The organism is Ruegeria sp. BC7, assembly GCF_056539165.1.
This window is the reverse complement of sequence record NZ_JBQFUL010000006.1, coordinates 131,126-152,214: the sequence shown is the minus strand read 5'-3', so window position 1 is coordinate 152,214 and position 21,089 is coordinate 131,126. Positions and strand designations below refer to the sequence as shown.

Below are 21,089 nucleotides of genomic sequence, written 5' to 3'. Positions count from 1 at the left end.
CGCGTGAAGCCTCTGCGCGCCATTCTCGGGACGGCCAGCGCGTCGGACAAAATCATCGCCCTTTCCGAGGGCGATGATCCACGTGTCGTCGAGGGCGCGGTCATGGCGGTGAAAGAGAATGTCGCGCGGATTATTCTGGTTGGCGACACTGCCAAGGTTACACCTCTGCTGGAGGCGCAGGGCGAGTTCAATCGCGATCACATCGAAATCCACGATCCGGCAACAACTGCGCTGACACCCAAACTGGCAGAAGCCTTGTACGAGCGACGCAGGCACAAGGGCATGACGCTGGATGACGCGCGCCAGCGGATCACCAACCGCCTGACCTACGCAGCCATGCTTGTGCAACAAGGCATTGCCGACGGCACGGTAGGCGGCGCGGTCGAGACCACCTCGGACACTGTGCGTACCGCGTTGCAGATCATCGGCACAGCTCCGGACGCCGCCATGGTTTCAAGTTTTTTCCTGATGCTGTTCTGTCAGGACCACCACGAGGTAAAGGGAGCGCGCATTTTCGCCGATTGCGGTCTGGTCGTGGACCCCGACGCGCAGGAAATGGCGGAAATCGCCCGCGCTTCGGCTGCGTCCTACACCACGCTGACAGGAGATACGGCGCGCGTGGCGATGCTATCCTTCTCGACATCCGGCAGCGCCGAGCACCCGAAGGTCTCAAAAGTTGTCGAAGCCACCCATATCGCGCGTGCCAAGGATCCGAACTTGTTGATCGACGGAGAGCTGCAGTTCGACGCCGCCTTCGTGCCCGAGGTCGCAGCGCAAAAGGCGACCGAATCGCCCCTGAAAGGCGAAGCGAACGTATTCGTGTTTCCCAGCCTGAACGCAGGCAACCTGGGGTATAAAATTGCACAAAGAATAGGCGGGGTCGAAGCCATCGGACCAGTTCTGCAAGGGCTGGCCAAACCCGCGAATGATCTGTCCCGTGGCTGTACGGCCGAAGACATACTGCACATGATCGCCGTTACCAGCGTTCAGGCGCAACATGGCCAGATTGGGAAATGAGCCGCCGATAGCCGCTAAAATGCAAAAGTTATTCCGGTTCTCGGCAAAATGTGAGAATGATCAGATCGTTAACTACAGGGGGCCGATTTGAACCAGCCAGTCATAGATACCTCGCCCAAGGTCTCGGATGAGGTTCGCAAGACCACCTGCTACATGTGCGCCTGTCGCTGCGGCATCAACGTTCATATGAAAGACGGAAAGGTCGCCTATATCGAGGGCAACCGCGACCATCCTGTCAACAAGGGCGTTCTGTGCGCCAAGGGCAGCGCCGGGATCATGCAGGTCAACGCGCCGTCGCGCCTGCGCAAACCGCTGCGCAGGGTCGGACCACGCGGCTCGGGCGAATTCCGCGAGATCGAATGGGACGAAGCGATCAGCACCGCAGTCGGCTGGCTGAACGAGCTGCACGAGACCGCCCCGCAGAAACTGGCCTTCTTTACCGGCCGCGACCAAAGCCAAAGCTTTACCAGCTTCTGGGCACAGCATTTCGGCACGCCCAACTACGCGGCCCATGGCGGGTTCTGCTCGGTCAACATGGCCGCAGGTGGCATCTACACGATGGGCGGTGCCTTCTGGGAGTTCGGCCAGCCCGACTGGGACCACACCAAGCTGTTCATGCTGTTCGGCGTGGCCGAGGACCACGACAGCAACCCGATCAAGATGGGGATTGGCAAGATCAAGGCACGTGGCGCGCGTGTCATCGGGGTAAACCCGATCCGCTCGGGCTATAACGCGGTGGCTGACGATTGGGTTGGGATCACGCCCGGCACCGACGGTCTGTTTATCCTGTCGCTGATCCATGTGCTGATGAAGGCGGGCAAGATCGACCTCGACTATCTCAGCCGCTACACAAATGCGCCAGTTCTGGTGAACGCCGCAGAGGGCCCGGAAAAGGGACTGTTCCTACGCGACGCCAATGGAAAACCTCTGGTGATCGACCGCGTGACAGGCGAACCCACCGCATTCGACAAACCCGGCGTGCGCCCGGATCTGTCGGCCACCTACGACAAAGATGGCGTTACGCACCGCCCGGTCTTTCACCTAATGGCCGAGAAATACCTGTCGGACGATCATGCCCCCGAAGCCGTTGCCGACCGCTGCGGCATCCCCGCCAAACGCATCCGCGCCATTGCCGCAGAAATCGCCCGCGTCGCCTTTGACGAGGCGATCGAGCTGGATCACGAATGGACCGACTTCCGGGGCGAAAAACACAGCAAGATGACGGGCCGTCCGGTCAGCTTTCACGCCATGCGCGGAATTTCCGCCCATGCCAACGGCTTCCAAACCTGCCGCGCTCTGCACGTGCTGCAAATCCTGTTGGGCACGGTCGAGGTCCCCGGCGGCTTCCGCTTCAAACCGCCCTACCCCAAACCGGTCGAGGCGCATCCTACCCCACACGGCGACCGCCGCCCCGGTCGACCATTGGAAGGCCCGCACCTAGGCTTCCCACGCGGCCCCGAAGACCTGCTGCTGGACGAAAACGGCAACGCGCAACGCATCGACAAAGCATTCACATGGGAAAACCCGATGTCGGCCCATGGCCTGATGCATATGGTGATCTCGAACGCCGCTGCGGGTGACCCCTACAAGATCGACACGCTGTTAATGTATATGGCGAACATGTCGTGGAACTCGTCCATGAACACCAAGGGTGTGATGGAGATGCTGTCGGCCAAGACCGAAGACGGCAAGTATGTCATCCCCAAGATCATCTATTCCGACGCATATTCCTCGGAAATGGTGGCCTATGCCGATCTGATCCTCCCCGACACCACCTATCTGGAGCGGCACGACTGCATCTCGCTGCTCGACCGCCCGATCTGCGAGGCCGACGCCGCCGCCGATGCGATCCGCTGGCCCGTGGTGGAGCCCGACCGGGACGTGCGCGGCTTCCAATCGGTGCTGATCGAACTGGCAAACCGCATGAGCCTGCCGGGTTTCACCAACGAAGACGGCACGCCCAAATGGAAAGACTACGCCGACTATATCGTCAACCACCAGCGCAAACCCGGCATTGGCCCTCTGGCCGGGTTCCGGGGCGAGGATGGTGACAAGGAAGGGCGCGGAGAGGTCAATCCTGACCAGTTAAACCGCTACATCGAAAACGGTGGCTTCTACGTGGCGCATATCCCCGAAGGCGCGGACTACTACAAACCGTGGAACGCGGCCTATCAGGATTGGGCAGTGGGCATGGGCCTCTATGACAGCCCGCAACCCTACCTGTTCCAACTCTATTCCGAGCCGATGCGCAAATTCCAACTGGCCGCCGAAGGGCATGGCGACCGCCAGCCCCCCGAGCATCTGCGCCAGCGGATCAAAGACACAATGGACCCGCTGCCGATCTGGTACGAAACCGACCAGCAGGGCAACGAGGGCTTTACCGTTAACGCCCTGACCCAACGCCCCATGGCGATGTACCACAGCTGGGGCACCCAGAACGCATGGTTGCGCCAGCTCCACGGTCGTAACCCACTCTACGTCCCCACCAAACTGATGCGCGAACACCAGCTACAAGACGGAGATTGGGCAAAAGTCACCTCGCCGCATGGTGAAATCACAGTCCCGGTTATGGAAATGTCCGCGCTGAACGACAACACCGTCTGGACATGGAACGCCATCGGCAAACGCAAAGGCGCGTGGGCCTTGCAGAAAGACGCGCCCGAGGCCACCAAAGGGTTCCTCCTCAACCACCTGATCCACGAATTGCTGCCCCCCAAAGGCGATGGAATGCGATGGGCCAACTCGGACCCGGTCACAGGTCAGGCGGCGTGGTTCGACCTCAAAGTCAAAATCGAAAAGACCACCCCTCCGACCGAATCGCAAAGCCAGCCGGAATTCGGCCCGATCAACTCCCCCGTCGGCACCGGCCCAAAGGATATTGCATGGAAGGTTGGCAAATGACCGGGTCCGCGCTTCATCTGGCTAAAAATATCCCGGGGTCTGGGGCAGAGCCCCAGCCAAACCTCACCACACTCGCAGAGGCAAGCCCGTCATGACCCAGCTCCCCCAATCGACCGAGCGCAAAATGGGCCTCGTCATCGACCTTGATACCTGCGTCGGCTGTCATGCCTGCGTGATCTCGTGCAAAGGATGGAACACCGAAAACTACGGGGCACCCTTGTCCGATCAGGACGCCTATGGTGCCGACCCGTCGGGCACGTTCCTGAATCGCGTCCACTCGTACGAGGTTCAGCCCGCCGAAGGCCACGCCCAACTAATCCACTTTCCAAAATCCTGCCTGCATTGCGAGGACGCGCCCTGCGTCACCGTCTGCCCCACCGGGGCCAGCTATAAGCGGGTCGAGGATGGCATTGTGCTGGTCAACGAAAACGACTGCATAGGTTGTGGCCTCTGCGCGTGGTCCTGTCCCTACGGAGCGCGAGAGATGGATATGGCGGAAGGGGTGATGAAGAAATGCACGCTCTGCGTTGATCGTATCTACAATGAAAACCTTCCCGAGGTGGACCGAGTCCCCTCCTGCGTTCGCACTTGCCCCGCAGGGGCACGGCATTTCGGCGATCTTGGAGACCCCGAAAGCGATGTCAGCAAATTGGTTGCCGAGCGGGAGGGAATGGACCTGATGCCCGAAATGGGCACCAAGCCCGTGAACAAATACCTGCCACCGCGCCCCAAGGATCAAGTGGAAGACCAGATTGACATTCTGGCACCGCTGCTGGCCCCGGTCGCCGAAGAACCCAAGGGCTTTATCGGCTGGCTCGACAAAGCTCTGGAGAAGCTCTGATGCATCCAGCCCCTTCCGTCATTATCTTCACCACCCTGTCCGGCCTGGGTTTCGGTCTCCTCTTCTTTTTGGGCCTTGGGATGCCGGACGTCACCGGCTGGGTTGCGTTCGTTTTCTTTGTTATCGCCTATGGTCTGTCTGTTGGCGGGCTTATGGCCTCGACCTTCCACCTTGGGCACCCTGAACGCGCTTGGAAGGCGTTCACTCAATGGAGGTCCAGTTGGCTTAGCCGCGAAGGATGGTGTGCAGTCATCGCACTGATCGTTATGGGCCTATACGCGATCGGAGCCGTCTTTCTGGGACAACGGTGGAGCGTGCTCGGGCTTATCGGGTCGGCGTTTTCGCTGGCAACTGTTTTCACAACGTCCATGATCTATACCCAACTCAAGACTATCCCTCGCTGGAACATGAAGCTCACACCGGCGCTGTTTCTGAGTTTCAGTCTGGCTGGAGGCGCGCTGCTTGCAGGTCAAACCGGGCTGGCTGTTCCTTTGTTGCTGGTCGCTGCGACTGTTCAAGCGCTGTATTGGTGGCAGGGCGACAAAGCTCTCGCCCAATCAGGAACCAACTTGGGCACAGCAACGGGTCTGGGGTCACGCGGAGCGGTTCGGGCGTTTGAGCCACCTCACACAGGGACGAACTATCTGCTGCGGGAATTCGTGCATGTCGTGGGGCGCAGACACGCCGAGAAACTGAGGATCATTTCGTTTCTGCTGGCTTTCTTCGCCCCAGTTGTTCTGCTTTTTCTGCCGTTCAACCACTTTTTTGCCCTGCTTGCGGTGCTCTCGCATCTGGCGGGTGTTGCCGTGTCGCGTTGGTTGTTTTTCGCGCAGGCTGAGCACGTGGTCGGATTGTATTACGGCAAACGGTAAGGAAGGGGGCCAGCCCCCTTCTTGGTCTTTCAGACCAATTCATCCCCCGGGATATTTTTAGCCAGATGAAGCGCGGATCCCGCCAAGATTCAGCTGGATTATAGCAGACCGGCGTGGGCCATTGCCGCGTCAATCGCGGATTTGGTACCGTCTTCCAGTTCTGTCAGGGGCGAACGGACCTCGGTACTGCAGAGGCCAAGTTTACTGAGGGCGTATTTTGCGCCCACCAGGCCGGGTTCAATAAAGATCGCTTCGTGCAATGGCATCAGCCGATCCTGGTATTCCAACGCCTTAGCGTAGTCACCCGCAAGGGTCGCCTGCTGGAATTCGGCGCAGAGTTTCGGTGCCACGTTTGCTGTGACCGAGATGCAGCCTACGCCCCCATGCGCATTGAAGCCCAACGCGGTAGCGTCCTCGCCCGACAATTGACAGAAATCTGGCCCGCAGGTGGCGCGCTGCTGGCTTACGCGCGCCAGATCGCCGGTGGCGTCCTTAACGCCGACGATGCGCGGCAGCTCCGCCAGCTCTCCCATCGTCTCAGGGGTCATGTCGACGACCGAACGACCGGGAATGTTGTAGATGATAATCGGGAGATCCGCGCAGTCATGCAGCGCGCGGAAATGCGTGATCAGACCTTTTTGCGTCGGCTTGTTGTAGTAGGGGGTCACGACCAGCGCGGCGTCGGCACCGACCTTCTGTGCGAATCGCACGAAACGGATGGCTTCAACTGTGTTGTTGGATCCCGCACCCGCGATCACGGGCACTCGCCCGGCCGAGGCTTTGACGACCTCTGCGACGACGGTTTCGTGTTCTTCATGGCTGAGGGTGGGGCTTTCTCCGGTGGTACCTACGGGCACTAGACCGGTCGACCCTTCCTGAATTTGCCATTCCACCAACCGTTTGAGCATATCCAAGTCCAACTCGCCGTTTGTGAACGGGGTGACCAGGGCTGGCATCGAGCCTTTGAACATGACACGCTCCTCAGAGTGCAGTTGGCAATTTTGGGCCACCAGCGATCACAATCTGAGCGATGTGAGTTGATCCCGGCGGCGCAAGGTTTATCCTGAATGGCTCTATCCTTGGTTGGTTGGGAAATGCAAGGCATGACACGCGTTCTGACGCTATTGATGGCAATGATTCTGGGATCATTCGGGCAGGCGCATGCCGACGCAGCGAGCGATCTGCGCGCCGGACTGTATGAAATGCGCAAAGGCGACTGGAACGCCGCTTTGCGCGAAGCCGGTGCCCGGGGGTCCGTATCGCGTGACATAATCGTCTGGCATTGGCTGCGCGAAGGTTTTGGCAGTTCCGGTGATGTGCTGGTCTTTCTGGACCGCCGCCCGGACTGGCCCGGTCTGACATGGCTGCGCCGGAAAAGTGAACCGGCGTTTACCGGTGCGGATCCTGACCGTGTTTTGAAATTCTATTCCGATGCACCGCCGCAAACGGCGGAAGGCGCCTTGAACTATGCGGTGGCACTCAAGGCCAAGGGGCGTCAGGGGGATGCCGAGGCCGATATTGTTGCCGCTTGGCGGACCATGCCGATGGGTAAAGGTCTGCAAAAGGATTATCTTGAAAACTTCGGAAAGCTCCTCAAGCCCCACCACGAAGCCCGGCTGGATCGGATGCTGTGGGACAACCACCTTGTCAGCGCGGGGCAGATGCTGCCTTTGGTTGGGTCTGATCATCGTAGACTGGCCGAAGCCCGGATCGCCCTGCAAAAGCGTCTGCCCGGTGTGGATGGTAAGGTGGCCGCCGTTCCCAAGTCGCTGGCAGAGTCTCCGGGGCTGGCGTTTGACCGGTTTGTCTGGCGGGACAAGAAGGAACTGGATGACAGCGCCATTGACCTGATGCTGGCGCGATCCACTGGCCCCGAGGCTCTGGGCGAACCGGACAAATGGGCAGAAGGCCGCCGTCGGCTGGCGCGGCTGGAGATGCGCGGTGGCAATGCCAACCGTGCCTATGAAATCGCGGCAAACCACCACATGACGCCTGAAATGGGCTATGGATATGCCGACCTTGAATGGCTGTCAGGGTTCCTTGCCCTGCGCAAACTGAACGACCCGGCGACTGCCGTGAGACATTTCCAGAATTTCTCAGACGCCGTTCGGTCGCCGATCTCGAAAGGGCGGGCCGGTTATTGGCTTGGGCGGGCTTACGCGGCACAGGGCAATGCGGATAAGGCCTACGAAGCCTATGCGATGGGAGCGGACCATCAGACCTCGTTCTACGGTTTGCTGGCGGCTGAGCAGATTGGCCGCCCCTTCGACGGTGAGCTGGCAAGTCCCAGACGCGCGCCGCATTGGAAACAGGCCGAATTCGCCGAATCCAGCGTGCTGGAGGCGGGGTTGCTGCTGTTGCAGGCTGGCGAAGCGAACCTGTCAGAACGGTTCCTGACACACCTGGTGGAAGACCTGGACTCGGTCGAGGCAACCCAGTTGGGCGATCTGGTGATCGAACTGAAAGAGCCTCATCTGGCGGTGATGATTGCCAAGCGTGCGGCCAAAACCGGTGTTGTCCTTCCTGCTGCCTATTACCCGGTGCACCCGGTGGCCGATCTGGGTCTGCCGATGGCGAAGGAGATGATGTTGGCCATTGCCCGGCGCGAAAGTGAGTTCGACCCGGTTGTCGTTAGCGGCGCAGGTGCCAGAGGTTTGATGCAGGTCATGCCTGCGACCGCTCAACTGGTTGCCAAGAACATGGGCATTCTCAGCGGTCATAAAACGGGCAAGCTGACGTCGGACTGGCAATACAATGCCAAGCTGGGGGCGAATTACCTGTCTGGACTAGCGGCCGATTTCAACGGCAACGTCGTGATGATGGCCGCCGGATATAACGCCGGACCGCGCAGACCGATCTCGTGGATGGGCCGATATGGTGATCCGCGCGCGGGTGAGATCGACGTTGTCGACTGGATTGAGACGATCCCGTTCAGCGAGACCCGCAATTACGTGATGCGCGTCGCCGAAAGCCTGCCGGTTTACCGCGCCCGTCTGGGCCAACCGGCCCTGCCGATCCCGTTTTCGCAGGAGTTGATAGGCTCAACTCTGGCGGCGTTCGCGCCATAGGGTGAACAGACCAGCAGCGATGACCAGCCCGGCGCCGATGACGACGGCGGGCCGCAGGGTTTCGCCAAAAACCGAGATACCCAAAATCGCGCTCCACATCAGGTGGAAATAGGCAAAGGGCTGCACGGCGCTGGCTTCGGCCATTTCATAGCACTTGATCAGCAGCCAATGTCCCAGCACTCCGCTGAGGCACAGCAACCCCATCCAGAACCAATCGCGGCTTTCCATCGGCTCCCAGAACCACATGCCGACCGCAGTCATGGCGACCGCTCCGGCGATACCGGTCCAGAAAAAGCTGGTTGCGGTGCTGTCCTGCCGGGCGACATACCGGGTCAGCAATCCGTAGACGGCAAACATCAGGGCCGAGATCAGGGGTATCACGGCCAACGGATTGAACACGCCCATACCGGGTTGGAGGATAATCAGCACACCCATGCAGCCGACGCCAATCGCCATCCACCGCCGCCAGCCCACCTTTTCGCCCAGTACCGGACCGCTGAGCGCCGCAATCAGAAGCGGATAGCAGATGAACACGGCCTGACTTTCGATCAGGCCCAGAACGGTAAAGGCATAAACCGCCACGCAAATCTCACCGGCCAACAAGACCCCGCGCAATATCTGCCATCCCAGTTGGCTGGTCCGCGCCGTCACCCCGATACCACCCGGAGCACGCAGGGCCAGTGCCACGACGAACGCGGCAAAGAACCAGTACCGGATCATGACGACCATGTAGGTGTTGTAGGTTCCAGCAAGGTGACGGGACATGCCGTCCTGCAACGCAAACACAACGGTTGCGGCAATCATCAAGGCGACACCTGCGCGCGTATTGTTCTGTTGCGTCATGATCTGACCGCCCGCGTCATGTGGCGTTTGCGACCATATCCCGGGGCTCGGGTGACAGAAAACCCTGCTTCCTCCAATCCGCGGCGTACGAAACCAGCAGCGGTGTAGGTTGCGGCAGTGCCGCCGGGGGCCGTGTGGTCGGATACATGCTGCATCAACTCAGCCCCCCACAGTTCCGGGTTCTTGGCCGGAGAGAACCCATCCAGAAACCACGCATCGGCAGACTTGGTCCATTTGGGCAGCGTCTCGCGCGCGTCCCCTTCGATAACCTCAAGCCGCAGCGTACCTAGATCGCACGATCCTCCGCGCCAGTGCTGCAGAAAACGCGTGCCCCAAGGGGCGATTTCGGGAAAAGCATCCAGTGCGCGGGACATATCCGCAGGGTCCATTGGGTAGGCTTCAAAACTGGTGAAGCTCAGAGGAGTTGTTTGCCCGGACTTTTCCCACTCTGACCACACGGTCAGCATATTCAGACCGGTGCCAAACCCAAGTTCGGCAATATGAAACTCTGGCGCGAAGCGCGCGGGCAGGTTGTTGCCGTCAAGAAAGACATGGCGCGTTTCAGCCAGCCCGTTCTGCAATGAGTAATACGGATCGTCGAACCGGTCTGAAACGGGTATGTGATCGTCGGTCCAAGTCAGTTCGGCGCGCTGGTCTGCCATCGGGGAATCCTGTAGCTAAGCGGCGCGACACTGAACAAGGAAAAGGGGTTTGGCAATGGTCGATGTGACGGTACGCGGCGCGGGTATCTTTGGCCTGTCCATCGCCTGGACCTGTGCCCGGCGCGGCGCAAAAGTTCAGGTCGTTGATCCTTTTGGCGCGGGCGCAGGATCAAGCGGCGGGCTGGTCGGTGCTCTTGCCCCTCATGTCCCCGAGAACTGGAACGCGAAGAAAGCCTTTCAGTTCGAGAGCCTGATCATGGCCGAACCATTCTGGAAACAGGTCGAGGAAACCGGCGGGGTTTCAGCGGGTTACGCAAGGCTGGGACGGCTGCAACCCATTCCCGACGCCAGAACCCTGGACCTGGCTCACGCTCGTGCAGATACGGCGGCTGAACTGTGGCAGGGCAAGGCCGAATGGCGGGTCGTTGAAACCACAGAACTGGGATCGTGGTGCCCTCCCAGCCCAACCGGCTATGTTATCCATGACACGCTTAGTGCCCGGATGCACCCACGGCGCGCCTGTGCCGCGCTGGTATCTGCGCTGGCCGTTATGGGCGTTGATGTGGTGACAGACGCACCGGACAAGGGGCAAGTCGTTCACGCCACCGGGTTGGCCGGGCTGCTGGAACTCAACGACGCATTCGGGAAGGTCGTCGGCAATGGTGTCAAAGGACAAGCCGCTTTGTTGCGGTTCGACGCCGGAGAGGTTCCGCAGCTCTTTGCCGATACGGTCCATATCGTGCCGCATGCGGATGGCACGCTGGCCATCGGCTCAACCTCCGAGCGGGAGTATGACGATCCGACCAGCGCAGATGCCGCGCTTGAGGATGTGTTAGAGCGTGCCACGCGCGCGGTCCCTGTTCTGCACGGGGCCGAGGTGATCGAACGCTGGGCCGGGGTCCGCCCTCGCAGCAAAAGCCGTGCCCCGATGCTGGGCCTGCATCCCTTGCACAAGGGGCAGTTCATCGCCAATGGCGGGTTCAAGATCGGCTTTGGAATGGCCCCGAAGGTGGCCGCGGTCATGGCCGATCTGATACTGGATGACCGGGATACGATCCCCGAAGATTTCCGGCCCGAAGCGTCACTGTGATCGCGCGGTGGCATCGGCAATCATGCATTGCCGCCCGTCAGGGCCGCGGACCCACATGCTCTGACCGTTCCGGCACAAGGTCGCGGTTTCTGTATGCATCAACGGCGATGTCGCGCGGAACGAAAACCGTGCAAGCGGACCCATCACGTCCTCGGCAAAAAACATCAACAACTGGGCCAGCAGCGGCCCATGCACGACCAGACCGTCATACCCTTCGACCTGACGCGCATAGTCCAGATCATAGTGGATACGGTGACCGTTGAACGTCAGCGCCGAGTATCGAAACAACAAAGTCGAGTTGAAAGTTACCTCACGCCGATCAGTCTCATCGGTCCGTGCGACCAGCGGCACGGGGCGCGGTTCTGTGTCAGATGGATCGTTGCGGTAAACAAGATCCTGCCACTCGGTCAGACAATGCGTTGCATCCTGCCATATCTCATGGCGCAGCGTGACAAACGCCAGCGGCCCGGTTCGTCCTGTTTTGGACACAAGACTTTCCCGAACCGAGCGTCGTTCGGCTGCCCGACCCGCAACAAGGGGCGCATGAAACTCTAACCGTCCACCTGCCCACATCCGGCGTGGCAAACCCATATCGGGGATCAGGCCACCGCCAACCTTTGGATGGCCATCCCGACCAAGACGGTCCGGTGGCTGCGGCGTCCAGAAATAAAGCTGGTGGAACAAGGCAGGCAAGGGTGTACCTGCCCCGATGGTCCCGCCCTGCCCCAGCGCGATCTGAAGCGCAGCGGCGCGGGCCGGGTCCAGAACATCTGTCTGTGTTTCCTCCGTCATGGCAGAAGACTAGACAGCGGAACAGGCGCCGACAAGCGGCCCGCGACGATCAGAAGCCAGCCTCGGCGCGCAGCTTTAGCATCAGGGTTTGCAGAGTGCTTTCATAGCGCTCACTGGTCAGCTTCCCTTGCTCATCAAACTCTTTGGAACTGCTGGCCAGATGAATTTCCGGCCCCTGCAGAATACGGGGTTGAAACGGCACCATATAGCTGCGCAGGACCATTTGGGCCCGCTCACCACCTGCGCGACCTGCAGCGGCGGACATCACGGCAACGGGTTTGTCCGCCCACGGCTTGCCCTTGGTTCGGCTCACCCAATCCAGCGCGTTCTTCAATACTCCGGATGGACCCTTGTTGTATTCCGGCGTTGAGATGATCACGGCGTGCGCCTGCGCGATCTGATCCGCCAGCAGTTGCACCGGCCCGGGGATACCTTCGCCGTCCTCCAGATCACCATCATAAAGCGGCAGGTTCAGGTCCGCCTCGACATATGTCCCCGGATCAAACAGTCGCGCAGCTTCACGCAGCAGCTTACGGTTGGTTGCGCTCTGGCGCAGCGACCCGGACAGGCCAAGCAGGATCGGTTCAGACATGAGAGGGCTCCGTGATGGTGTCTTTCACTAGTTAGCGCGACACATCTGCGCGCCAAAGCCCCCATGACGCGCAGTCAATGTGCAAAAAAGCCAAGGCACCTGACGGTGCCCCGTCAGGTTCAGGTGCGCCCGTTTGGAATGATCTCGATATCAACCCGACGGTTACGGGCTTTGCCTTCAGCCGTCAGGTTCGAGGCCGCCGGACGGTTCTCACCCAGTCCAATCGTGCTGATCCGGGCACTGTTGACACCATTAGCCTGCAGAATATCGGCGACAGAGCGCGCCCGACGTTCTGAAAGGGCCTGATTGTACGACGCCTCGCCGTCGCTGTCCGTATGGCCGATGACCTGCACGGTTGAATTGGGGTAATTCACCAGGTTCTGCCCCACCCGCACCAGATCAGCCCGCAGCGCCGGGCGCACGGTCGAACTGTCGGTGTCAAAGGTGATGTCGTTCGGCACGGTGACAATCAGCCGGTCCCCGGCATTGGTCACGGTGATCCCCTGATTGGCCAATTGCTGGCGCAGTTCCGCGGCCTGCTGGTCCAATTGGTTACCGATCAGGCCACCGCCAGCCGCACCAATCGCACCACCGGCCAACGCGCCAAGAAGCGGATCAGAGCCGTTCGCGATCGCCCCGACACCCGCACCGACCAGACCACCCAGAATCGCACCCTGTTTTGCGTTCTGGTTCGGATCGCCAGGCAAGCTCAGTGTGCCGGGGTCTGTGCACGCGCCCAAAAACATAGCCGAGCACAGCCCAGCGGAAACGACAAACTTTGAAATCGCCATAAAATCACCTTCTGCTCTGACACCCGTTCATCGGGTCCATATTGTTCGGTCCGGTATATCGCGCCCTGCGGTCGCAGGCTCAAGCAACAATCCGGTGATATCGGCAGTTACCCGCCGCTCAATGATTTCCTGTCGCGACACTCTGGCAGATTTGTCCACTGCAACCGCAGATTGCCACGGATTCGCGCGATTCTATGTCAGAAATCTGCGGCGGCGCGGAACTTCATCGACACCCCGCCCTCTGGGTTCTTCAGACGGAGTTCTTCTGAATGCAGCATAAGACGCGGATAATCGCGCGCCGCTCCTTCCGCGTAAAAGGGATCGCCCAAAATCGGGTGACCCAACGATTGCATGTGGACGCGCAACTGATGTGACCGCCCGGTTTTCGGAAACAGGCGCACTCGGGTCGTGTCGCCCTCGTGTTTGACGACACGCCAATCGGTTACCGCGGCCTTTCCGGTCTGATGACACACCATCTGGCGCGGGCGGTTGGGCCAGTCCACGATCAGCGGTAGATCAATGGTTCCGGTTTTGGGCTCAACCCGGCCAAATACACGCGCGATATAGGTTTTACGGGTCTGGCGCTTCTCAAATTGCATGCTCAGATGCCGCTGCGCATGGGGCGTCTGCGCGAACACCATCACCCCCGATGTATCCCGATCCAGCCGGTGCACCAGCAATGCCTGCGGAAAAGCCGCCTGCACTCGCGCCAAAAGACAATCCGCCAAATGCTCTCCGCGTCCCGGAACCGACAGCAGGCCCGATGGCTTGTTCACCACGATCAACTGCGCATCCTCATGCAGGACATCCAGTGGCGTTTTCGGGGGATCATATGCTTCGCTCATGCGCGCTTGCCTAACGTACCGCGCAAAGTCCCGCAACGTCGTCCTTGCCTGAACCCAGAGGTTCCGCAACTCTGCGCAAAAACCGGAGGAGAGACCATGCACCCCACGATCGAGCGCATGCAAGAAGTCGTTGCCAAGGGCGACGAAAACCTAATTCACGAATTGCTGGCCGAGGACGTTCGGTTTTCTCCGCCGACCTATTACAGCACCTGGACAGGTCGTGCTCCGGCGGCTGCGGTTCTGGGCCATGTGGCGCAGGTCTTCTCGGACTTCCGTTACCGCCGTATCATGGGCGAATGCAAAGACTGGGCGCTGGAATTCCAATGCAAGGTTGGCGATCTGGACGCGGTCGGGGTTGATCTGATCACTCTTAACGACGACGGGCTGATTCAGGAGTTTGAAGTGGTCATGCGCCCCTACAAGACCATCGGCGCCCTACGCGAAGCGATGATGGCCCGCGTCATGACGGATCCGCGCTTTCTGGAATTCAAGAACGCGCTGAGCTGATCATGCCCGTTGCTGCGGACCAACTGCTGCGCCTACCCTTGCTGCCGATACTCGCGGCGCAAGGTCTGTCTGTTCGCCGCAACGCTCGATTGCTGCCCGAGCCAATTGGTCCCCGGGAAGGACGCGACGGGCGAGGGCCTCGGTTGCGGCTTTTGATCGCCGGAGACAGTTCAGCGGCCGGTGTTGGCGCAGGCACTCAGGCGCAGGCGCTTTCGGGGTATCTGGTTCGCGAACTCTCGCGTCACTACACCGTCGAATGGAGGCTCGAGGCCACAACAGGCCACACGACGCAGGATACGATCGACAGACTTCGAGGTTTGGACAATCAATTTGATGCGGCGGTTACAGCCTTGGGCGTCAATGACGTGACCCGGGGCGTTACCCGAAAGTCTTTCATTGACCGGCAAAGTCAATTGGTAGACTTGCTTGTCGGGCAGCTGGGGGTGAAGCGCGTGGCGATGACAGCCGTACCCGAAATGAGCCGTTTTCCAGCGCTCCCGCAGCCTCTGGCCTGGGTTCTCGGGCAGCAGGCGGCCCGACTTGATCAGGGGTTGCAACAGGTCGTTGCCCAGCATCGTCAAGCGTTCCATCTGTCATTGGACTTGCCGGACGATCCAGCTCTGGCCGCACCGGACGGGTATCACCCCAGCCCCAAAACCTACGCGATCTGGGCGGCAAAGGCCGCGCACCTACTCCGTCAGGGTTGAGCCCGCATCTGCCGGATCATAGGAATTGAATACACCACAAGCGCCGCCCAGATCAGCGGGAAGGCAATCATGCGCCCCTGGTCGATCTGCTCGCCGAAGACCGTGATCGCTGTGATGAATATCATGGTCGGTGCAATATACTGGAGAATTCCCATCGTCGACAGGCGAACAAGCTTGGCACCATTGGCATAGACCAACAGGGGAACAGCCGTAACCACCCCCGCACCGGCAAGCAGCATCGTATCGGTGGCAGCAATTCCGAAGTGGCCGTTCCCCTGGACGCCCAGCCAGGTTACATAGGCCAAGGCCGGGATCAGCAGGATCAGAACCTCAAGCAGGAAACCCTGATTGGGACCGATTGGCAGAGACCGCTTGAAGAATGCATAGAACCCCCAGCTCACCATGAGTCCCAATGCTGCCCAAGGGATGCTGCCGGCTTGAAGGACCAGAACCGCCACACCTGCAGCCGCCAACCCGACCGCAATCAGTTGCGTCCGGTTTAATGGCTCACGAAGCAATACCGCACCAAGCGCAATACTGAACAAAGGGTTGATGTAATATCCCAATGCGGCATCAAGGGCGTTTCCGCTGGCGATCGCCCAGACATAAATGGCCCAATTCACCGAGATCAGCCCAGCCGTCAAGCCAGCCATACCCAGCATTTTCGGGTTCCTCAAAGCAGCCTTCAGATCCCGCGTTCGCCCCAACGCAATCAGAAGCGCTCCTGCCACTGGTACTGACCAGATGATACGGTGGGCAACGATCTCTACCGGACCGATATGCGCCATCGCCTTCATGTACAGGGGTAGGAATCCCCACAGAACATAGGCCGTAACAGCCAACACCAATCCCCTCGGTGTATCTGTATTCTGTAAAGGGGCAGCAGCGTTCACCATAGCGGGTCTCCAATCGACACTGGTTGTCTTTAGGCAAACTCTGCCATCAGGAAAACTGCGAAAATCGTGAAGGTTCACATAACAAATCGTTATGGGTTGAACACGCAACCGTTCCGCGAGCTGCGGTGCTGGCATGCGAGGCTCTGCCTCGCGCTCCGGGATATTTGGGGCCAGATGAAGCAGGGGATCCGTACTTCATCTGGCTGAAAATATCCCGGGGGAGACGCGGCTTGCCGCGGCGGGGGCAGAGCCCCATTTTCAAACGGTTCAGACCTTAACGCGCTCGGATTTAGGGTCGTACATTGGCTTTAGCGACGCCTCGGCTTTGACCTTCACACCGCATACGTCTATTTCGTAGGACGAAGCCAGCACATCTGCCGCCTTCTCTCCCTCGCATGGTACATAGCCCATACCGATGGCGCTTCCCAGCGTATGACCGTAGTTGCCCGAACTCAAGTAGCCCACATATTCACCGTCCCGAACAATCGGTTCATTGTGAAACAGCAGCGGTTCGGAATCGGTTAGGCGAAATTGAACCAACCGGCTTTTCGGCCCGCTTTCCTTGCGCTCAATAACCGCCGAACGACCGATAAAGTCGCTGCCTTTGTCAGTTTTGACTGCAAAGCCAAGCCCGGCGTCGACGACGTTATCCTCACAAGTGATGTCATGTCCGAAATGGCGGAACCCTTTCTCGATCCGGCACGAATCCATCATGTGCATCCCACACAGTTTCAGGCCCATGTCCTGCCCCGCCTCGTGCAATGTCTCGAACACATGACCCGCCATATCGGAGGAGACATAGATCTCCCACCCCAGCTCACCCACATAGGTGACACGGTGCGCGCGGGCGAGACCCATACCGATCTCTATTTCCTGCGCGGTGCCGAACGGGTTTGCTGCGTTCGAGAAATCAGCGGGCGAAACCTTTTGCAGCAACGTGCGCGCATTGGGGCCCATGACGGCCAAAACGCCCTCGCCCGCGGTGACGTCGGTGATGACCACATTGAAACCGCCCGCGTGTCGCTGCATCCACGTCTGATCCGCCAGACGAGTGGCCGCGGGGGTGACGACCAGATAGGCGGTCTCGGTCAGGCGGGTGACGGTCACATCAGCCTCGATCCCGCCCTGACGGTTCAGGAACTGGGTATAGACGATCTTGCCGTTTGGCACCGAATAGTCTCCGCCGCCAATGTAGTTCATGAATGCTTCGGCATCCGGGCCTTCGACACGGACCTTACCGAACGAGGACATATCATACATGCCCACATTCTCGCGCACGGCACGGTGCTCGGCGGCTGAGTTTTCAAACCAGTTTTGACGTTTCCAGCTATACTGGTATTCGCGCTCTTGCCCCGGATTGGCGAACCAGTTGGCGCGTTCCCAGCCAGCAAGCTCTCCGAAAACCGCGCCCTGATCCTTGAGGTGGTGGTGGAACGGTGTGCGCCGCACTCCGCGCGCGGTGGCCTTCTGGCGATAGGGGTAGTGGTCGGCATAGAGCAGGCCCAGTGTTTCCTTGGACCGTTCAAACAGGTATTTCTTGTTCCCCTGAAACGGCTGCATCCGGCTGATATCCACGTCACCCAGATCAAAGGGCTTTTCGCCCGAGTCCATCCATTCGGCCAGCGCCATGCCAGCACCACCGCCCGACTGAATCCCGATTGAGTTAAACCCGGCGGCGACCCAGTAGTTGTCCATCTCTGGCGCAAGGCCCAAATGATAGGCATCGTCGGGCGTGAAGGATTCCGGCCCGTTGAAGAAGGTGTGAATCCCCGCCTCGGCCAGCATCGGCATCCGGTTCACCGCCGCCTCGAGGATCGGTTCAAAATGGTCAAAATCCTCTGGCAGTTGGTCAAACTCGAAACTGTCGGGAATGCCGTTCATGGCCCAGGGCTTGGCGTTCGGCTCAAACGCGCCCAGCAGGATTTTGCCTGCGTCTTCCTTGTAATAGGCGCATTCGTCCGGCACGCGCAGCACCGGCAACTGGGTCAGTCCGTCGATGCCTTCGGTGACGATGTAGAAATGTTCGCACGCGTGCAGAGGGACGTTCACGCCTGCCATCCGGCCAACCTCGTGCCCCCACATGCCCGCGCAGTTCACCACCATGTCGCATTCGATATGGCCCGAGGCGCTGCCGTCATCGGCGACCCAATCGACGCCCGTGACCTTGCGCCCCTGTTTGGTGATATCTGTGACTTTCACCCGTTCCTTGACGATGCCGCCGCGTTGCCGTGCGCCCTTGGCCAAGGCCAGCGCGATATTGGCCGGGTCGCCTTGCCCGTCCAGCGGCAGATAGACCGCGCCCTTAACGTCTTGGGTATTCAAGTGGGGGTACATCTCTTTGACCCGCTCGTTCGAAATCTCTTCGATCTCGACGCCAAAAGCGCGGGCCATCGCTGCCTGACGATAAATCTCTTCCTTGCGCTCCTCGGTCAGCGCAACAGTGATCGAACCGCAGCGTTTGAACCCGGTGGCAACGCCTGTTTCTTCCTCGAGCGAGCCGTAAAGCTCCTGACTGTATTTCGCCAGTTTGGTCATGTTCGCCGTCGCCCGCAGTTGGGCGATCAGACCGGCGGCGTGCCACGTAGTGCCGCTGGTCAGTTGTTTCCGCTCCAGCAGGACAACATCGTTCCAGCCCTTCTTGGTCAGGTGATACGCGACCGAACAACCGATTACGCCGCCGCCGATGATGACCACTCGGGCCTTTCTGGGAAGATCAACCATCCTGAAATCTCCGCTGTGTCAGGTTTGGGTCAACCTGCCACGGAAGATCGGCAGTAAATGCATCAAAAGCGTCACAAAATGGGTAATTTTCACCGATGTGCCGCGCGCTTTTCCCGCCGCAGAACAAACGGGGTAACGCCGAAAAAGCTCTTGTAGACCGAGGAAAACCCGTTCGGGAAACCACAGGCCAGACCGATCTCGCGCACGCTCATCGTCGTGTTCAAAAGCAGGTTGTTGGCCTTGGCCAGCCGCATCTCGCGGTAGAAGCCGTTGGGCGTGGTGCCGAAGAACGTCTTGAACTTACGTTCCAGCGAGCGGTTGGACAGGTGCAGTTCCTCGACGATTTCGTGGATCGGCAGGGGGTCTTCAATATTCGCCTGCATCAGCTTGATACACTGGTCCAGCTTGGCATCCCCGGTTGCGGTCATGCGCGCGCCTGAAAACGGCTGCATCGAGGAAAAATCGCGGATGTTTTCGTGCAGCATGATATCGGCGACGGTCATCTTGGCTGGGCCAGAGATATGCCGCCCGATTACGGCCAAAGCGACATCCGTGGTCGCCTCCATCCCCGCGCAGGTCACAACCGCGCCCTGTTCGGTCGCAATCGACAGCTTGGCCTCGAACCGCGCACCCCTTTCCCGCAGGAACGACGCGTTTTCCCAATGGGTGGCCATATCCGCCGTGCCTCTTTCGTCGATATAGCGGCTGGCGGCCTCAGCCAGCAGAAACACCTGTGCGCCGCGATAGGTATAGTCAGACACCACGCGGCCCAGCGACAGATCGGGATGGTCGGGGTCGGAATTGCCGATGACAAAGAGGTAATCCGCCTTGGGCTGGGCGCTGACAGCCTCGGTCTGGATCAGTGCATCACTGCTGCTGAGGATCGCCCCCCCTCTGAGCGACCGATAGGTATAGGTAAACGGCGGGTGAGGGCACACGCGGTTGGCCAGCCGCAGCACCTCGACCAGAGACGCCAGTTCAAGCAGCACAAAGCCGGGGGCGACGACGATATCGAAATGCTGCTGTGCCGGCGACATGGCGTCAGACGATCCTATGCCCGGCCACGCGCAAAGCATGGGCCATCGCCTCGATATGGTCCGGTCCAACCTCGCAGCAGCCGCCGACGATGGTGGCCCCGTGTTCGACCCAGGACATGGCGAAATCGGCATAGGCTTCGGGGGTCAGGTCATGGCGCTGTTCCAGAGCATCAACCGTGGGCGCATCTTCCAGAAAATCCTGTGTGATACCGGTGAAGCCGTTGGCATAAGCCCCATAGGGGCGGCCCATCGTCTCAAGGATCGTCAGCGCGGGCATCACCGATTCCGGCCGGGTGCAGTTGATCAGAACCGCTTGCGGCGCGAACTTGTCCACTAGCGGAGCAACCTGCGCCAGTTGCTCGCCCGAGCGCAAACGGGTGCCGTCATTGTCCATCACTGACAACGCCAACCAAACGGGTTTGGTTGCACTTTCCGTCCCGCGCAGCGCGCCTTCAGCCTCTTGCAGGGACGAGACCGTCTCATGCAGGAACAGGTCCACCCGGTCGTTCATCAGACTGACAAGCTCGGCGTATTTCAGCGCGGCTTCCTCGACATCGGGTTTCAAGTCGGGCCGGTACGAGGCCAGCAGTGGCCCCAGCGCCCCGGCGATCCGTCCGCCCGAAGCGGGCCGCGCGCCCTCCGCCTGACTCAGCGCCGTGTCGATCAGGGCGGGCAATTGGTCCTCGATCCCTTCGCGCACCAGACGTGAGCGGTGGACAGCATAGGTATTCGTCGTGGCAACCGTCGCGCCACGTCGGAAGTAATCCGCATGGACCTGCCCCACCAGTTCGGGCTGATCCATCATCACCCGCGTAGACCACAGAGGCGTGGGCTTTTCGCCGCCGCGTTTGACCAGTTCCTGCCCGATCGAGCCGTCCAACAAGGTGATATCCGCCATTGCCTTACC

At 60.0% G+C, this 21,089-nt stretch carries 19 protein-coding genes; 8 read left to right on the top strand and 11 right to left on the bottom strand.

Going from position 1 to position 21,089, the window contains the following annotated elements:
• Positions 1-3: 3 nt before the first annotated feature.
• The 4 genes from pta (at position 4) to ACR0KS_RS15560 (ending at position 5,631) form a co-directional block, all read left to right on the top strand.
• Complete coding sequence (pta, locus tag ACR0KS_RS15575) at positions 4-1,017, top strand: phosphate acetyltransferase (protein WP_170567151.1); 1,014 nt, start codon at positions 4-6, stop codon at positions 1,015-1,017.
• A gap of 87 nt (positions 1,018-1,104) precedes the next feature.
• The gene (locus tag ACR0KS_RS15570; RefSeq protein ID WP_170567153.1) at positions 1,105-3,918 is read left to right on the top strand and encodes a molybdopterin oxidoreductase family protein; all 2,814 of its coding nucleotides are present in this window, start codon (positions 1,105-1,107) and stop codon (positions 3,916-3,918) included.
• A 91-nt stretch (positions 3,919-4,009) separates the two neighbouring features.
• Positions 4,010-4,759, top strand: a complete 750-nt coding sequence (locus ACR0KS_RS15565) for a 4Fe-4S dicluster domain-containing protein (protein ID WP_170567155.1) — start codon at positions 4,010-4,012, stop codon at positions 4,757-4,759.
• Positions 4,759-5,631, top strand: a complete 873-nt coding sequence (locus ACR0KS_RS15560; RefSeq protein ID WP_170567157.1) for a DmsC/YnfH family molybdoenzyme membrane anchor subunit — start codon at positions 4,759-4,761, stop codon at positions 5,629-5,631. Before ACR0KS_RS15565 ends, ACR0KS_RS15560 begins: the two co-directional genes overlap by 1 nt.
• 98 nt (positions 5,632-5,729) lie before the next feature.
• On the opposite strand, the gene dapA is transcribed toward ACR0KS_RS15560, so the two are convergent.
• Positions 5,730-6,602, bottom strand: coding sequence for a 4-hydroxy-tetrahydrodipicolinate synthase (dapA, locus tag ACR0KS_RS15555; RefSeq protein ID WP_170485737.1), 873 nt, complete (start codon positions 6,600-6,602; stop codon positions 5,730-5,732).
• Between the two features lie 132 nt (positions 6,603-6,734).
• Here dapA and ACR0KS_RS15550 point away from each other — a divergent pair, with 132 nt between their 5' ends.
• On the top strand, positions 6,735-8,699 hold the full coding sequence (locus tag ACR0KS_RS15550; RefSeq protein ID WP_170567161.1) for a lytic transglycosylase domain-containing protein: 1,965 nt from the start codon (positions 6,735-6,737) through the stop codon (positions 8,697-8,699).
• On the opposite strand, the gene ACR0KS_RS15545 is transcribed toward ACR0KS_RS15550, so the two are convergent.
• Both ACR0KS_RS15545 and mnmC2 read right to left on the bottom strand, forming a co-directional pair.
• Positions 8,673-9,542, bottom strand: a complete 870-nt coding sequence (locus ACR0KS_RS15545) for a DMT family transporter (RefSeq protein WP_170567163.1) — start codon at positions 9,540-9,542, stop codon at positions 8,673-8,675. The genes ACR0KS_RS15550 and ACR0KS_RS15545 overlap by 27 nt on opposite strands.
• The gene (gene mnmC2 / locus ACR0KS_RS15540) at positions 9,539-10,204 is read right to left on the bottom strand and encodes a tRNA (5-methylaminomethyl-2-thiouridine)(34)-methyltransferase MnmC2 (protein ID WP_170567165.1); all 666 of its coding nucleotides are present in this window, start codon (positions 10,202-10,204) and stop codon (positions 9,539-9,541) included. Before mnmC2 ends, ACR0KS_RS15545 begins: the two co-directional genes overlap by 4 nt.
• 55 nt (positions 10,205-10,259) lie before the next feature.
• Between mnmC2 and ACR0KS_RS15535 the strand changes: the two genes are divergently transcribed.
• On the top strand, positions 10,260-11,294 hold the full coding sequence (locus ACR0KS_RS15535) for an NAD(P)/FAD-dependent oxidoreductase (protein ID WP_170567167.1): 1,035 nt from the start codon (positions 10,260-10,262) through the stop codon (positions 11,292-11,294).
• Here ACR0KS_RS15535 and ACR0KS_RS15530 read toward each other — a convergent pair.
• The 4 genes from ACR0KS_RS15530 to ACR0KS_RS15515 form a co-directional block, all read right to left on the bottom strand.
• The gene (locus tag ACR0KS_RS15530) at positions 11,286-12,086 is read right to left on the bottom strand and encodes an FAS1-like dehydratase domain-containing protein (protein WP_170567169.1); all 801 of its coding nucleotides are present in this window, start codon (positions 12,084-12,086) and stop codon (positions 11,286-11,288) included. The two genes, ACR0KS_RS15535 and ACR0KS_RS15530, sit on opposite strands and share 9 nt — an antisense overlap.
• 49 nt (positions 12,087-12,135) lie before the next feature.
• A complete protein-coding gene (locus ACR0KS_RS15525) occupies positions 12,136-12,678 on the bottom strand; it encodes an NAD(P)H-dependent oxidoreductase (RefSeq protein WP_170567172.1) in 543 nt (180 codons plus the stop codon).
• A 119-nt stretch (positions 12,679-12,797) separates the two neighbouring features.
• Complete coding sequence (locus ACR0KS_RS15520; RefSeq protein ID WP_170567174.1) at positions 12,798-13,469, bottom strand: YiaD family glycine zipper/OmpA-like lipoprotein; 672 nt, start codon at positions 13,467-13,469, stop codon at positions 12,798-12,800.
• 197 nt (positions 13,470-13,666) lie between these two features.
• On the bottom strand, positions 13,667-14,314 hold the full coding sequence (locus ACR0KS_RS15515; protein ID WP_170567176.1) for an RluA family pseudouridine synthase: 648 nt from the start codon (positions 14,312-14,314) through the stop codon (positions 13,667-13,669).
• 96 nt (positions 14,315-14,410) lie between these two features.
• Between ACR0KS_RS15515 and ACR0KS_RS15510 the strand changes: the two genes are divergently transcribed.
• Both ACR0KS_RS15510 and ACR0KS_RS15505 read left to right on the top strand, forming a co-directional pair.
• Positions 14,411-14,821: a nuclear transport factor 2 family protein gene (locus ACR0KS_RS15510; protein WP_170567178.1), complete on the top strand. Its 411-nt coding sequence runs from the start codon at positions 14,411-14,413 to the stop codon at positions 14,819-14,821.
• A 2-nt stretch (positions 14,822-14,823) separates the two neighbouring features.
• Entirely contained in the window at positions 14,824-15,528 is a 705-nt protein-coding gene (locus ACR0KS_RS15505) for an SGNH/GDSL hydrolase family protein (RefSeq protein ID WP_170567179.1), read from the top strand.
• Here the strand turns inward: ACR0KS_RS15505 and rarD are convergent.
• The 4 genes from rarD to ACR0KS_RS15485 form a co-directional block, all read right to left on the bottom strand.
• The gene (rarD, locus tag ACR0KS_RS15500) at positions 15,519-16,424 is read right to left on the bottom strand and encodes an EamA family transporter RarD (RefSeq protein ID WP_170567181.1); all 906 of its coding nucleotides are present in this window, start codon (positions 16,422-16,424) and stop codon (positions 15,519-15,521) included. The genes ACR0KS_RS15505 and rarD overlap by 10 nt on opposite strands.
• A gap of 267 nt (positions 16,425-16,691) precedes the next feature.
• The gene (locus ACR0KS_RS15495; protein ID WP_170567183.1) at positions 16,692-19,145 is read right to left on the bottom strand and encodes a GcvT family protein; all 2,454 of its coding nucleotides are present in this window, start codon (positions 19,143-19,145) and stop codon (positions 16,692-16,694) included.
• A gap of 89 nt (positions 19,146-19,234) precedes the next feature.
• A complete protein-coding gene (locus ACR0KS_RS15490; protein ID WP_170567185.1) occupies positions 19,235-20,182 on the bottom strand; it encodes a helix-turn-helix domain-containing protein in 948 nt (315 codons plus the stop codon).
• Positions 20,183-20,186: 4 nt separating this feature from the next.
• Entirely contained in the window at positions 20,187-21,080 is an 894-nt protein-coding gene (locus ACR0KS_RS15485) for a homocysteine S-methyltransferase family protein (RefSeq protein WP_170567187.1), read from the bottom strand.
• Positions 21,081-21,089 lie beyond the last annotated feature (9 nt).

Excerpts from the sequence above, each read along its gene's own strand:
- ACR0KS_RS15565 (WP_170567155.1), top strand. The coding sequence starts at position 4,010 with ATGACCCAGCTCCCCCAATCGACCGAGCGCAAAATGGGCCTCGTCATC.
- ACR0KS_RS15560 (WP_170567157.1), top strand. The coding sequence starts at position 4,759 with ATGCATCCAGCCCCTTCCGTCATTATCTTCACCACCCTGTCCGGCCTG.
- dapA (WP_170485737.1), bottom strand. The coding sequence starts at position 6,602 with ATGTTCAAAGGCTCGATGCCAGCCCTGGTCACCCCGTTCACAAACGGC.
- ACR0KS_RS15550 (WP_170567161.1), top strand. The coding sequence starts at position 6,735 with ATGACACGCGTTCTGACGCTATTGATGGCAATGATTCTGGGATCATTC.
- ACR0KS_RS15545 (WP_170567163.1), bottom strand. The coding sequence starts at position 9,542 with ATGACGCAACAGAACAATACGCGCGCAGGTGTCGCCTTGATGATTGCC.
- mnmC2 (WP_170567165.1), bottom strand. The coding sequence starts at position 10,204 with ATGGCAGACCAGCGCGCCGAACTGACTTGGACCGACGATCACATACCC.
- ACR0KS_RS15535 (WP_170567167.1), top strand. The coding sequence starts at position 10,260 with ATGGTCGATGTGACGGTACGCGGCGCGGGTATCTTTGGCCTGTCCATC.
- ACR0KS_RS15530 (WP_170567169.1), bottom strand. The coding sequence starts at position 12,086 with ATGACGGAGGAAACACAGACAGATGTTCTGGACCCGGCCCGCGCCGCT.
- ACR0KS_RS15525 (WP_170567172.1), bottom strand. The coding sequence starts at position 12,678 with ATGTCTGAACCGATCCTGCTTGGCCTGTCCGGGTCGCTGCGCCAGAGC.
- ACR0KS_RS15520 (WP_170567174.1), bottom strand. The coding sequence starts at position 13,469 with ATGGCGATTTCAAAGTTTGTCGTTTCCGCTGGGCTGTGCTCGGCTATG.
- ACR0KS_RS15515 (WP_170567176.1), bottom strand. The coding sequence starts at position 14,314 with ATGAGCGAAGCATATGATCCCCCGAAAACGCCACTGGATGTCCTGCAT.
- ACR0KS_RS15510 (WP_170567178.1), top strand. The coding sequence starts at position 14,411 with ATGCACCCCACGATCGAGCGCATGCAAGAAGTCGTTGCCAAGGGCGAC.
- ACR0KS_RS15505 (WP_170567179.1), top strand. The coding sequence starts at position 14,824 with ATGCCCGTTGCTGCGGACCAACTGCTGCGCCTACCCTTGCTGCCGATA.
- rarD (WP_170567181.1), bottom strand. The coding sequence starts at position 16,424 with ATGGTGAACGCTGCTGCCCCTTTACAGAATACAGATACACCGAGGGGA.
- ACR0KS_RS15495 (WP_170567183.1), bottom strand. The coding sequence starts at position 19,145 with ATGGTTGATCTTCCCAGAAAGGCCCGAGTGGTCATCATCGGCGGCGGC.
- ACR0KS_RS15490 (WP_170567185.1), bottom strand. The coding sequence starts at position 20,182 with ATGTCGCCGGCACAGCAGCATTTCGATATCGTCGTCGCCCCCGGCTTT.
- ACR0KS_RS15485 (WP_170567187.1), bottom strand. The coding sequence starts at position 21,080 with ATGGCGGATATCACCTTGTTGGACGGCTCGATCGGGCAGGAACTGGTC.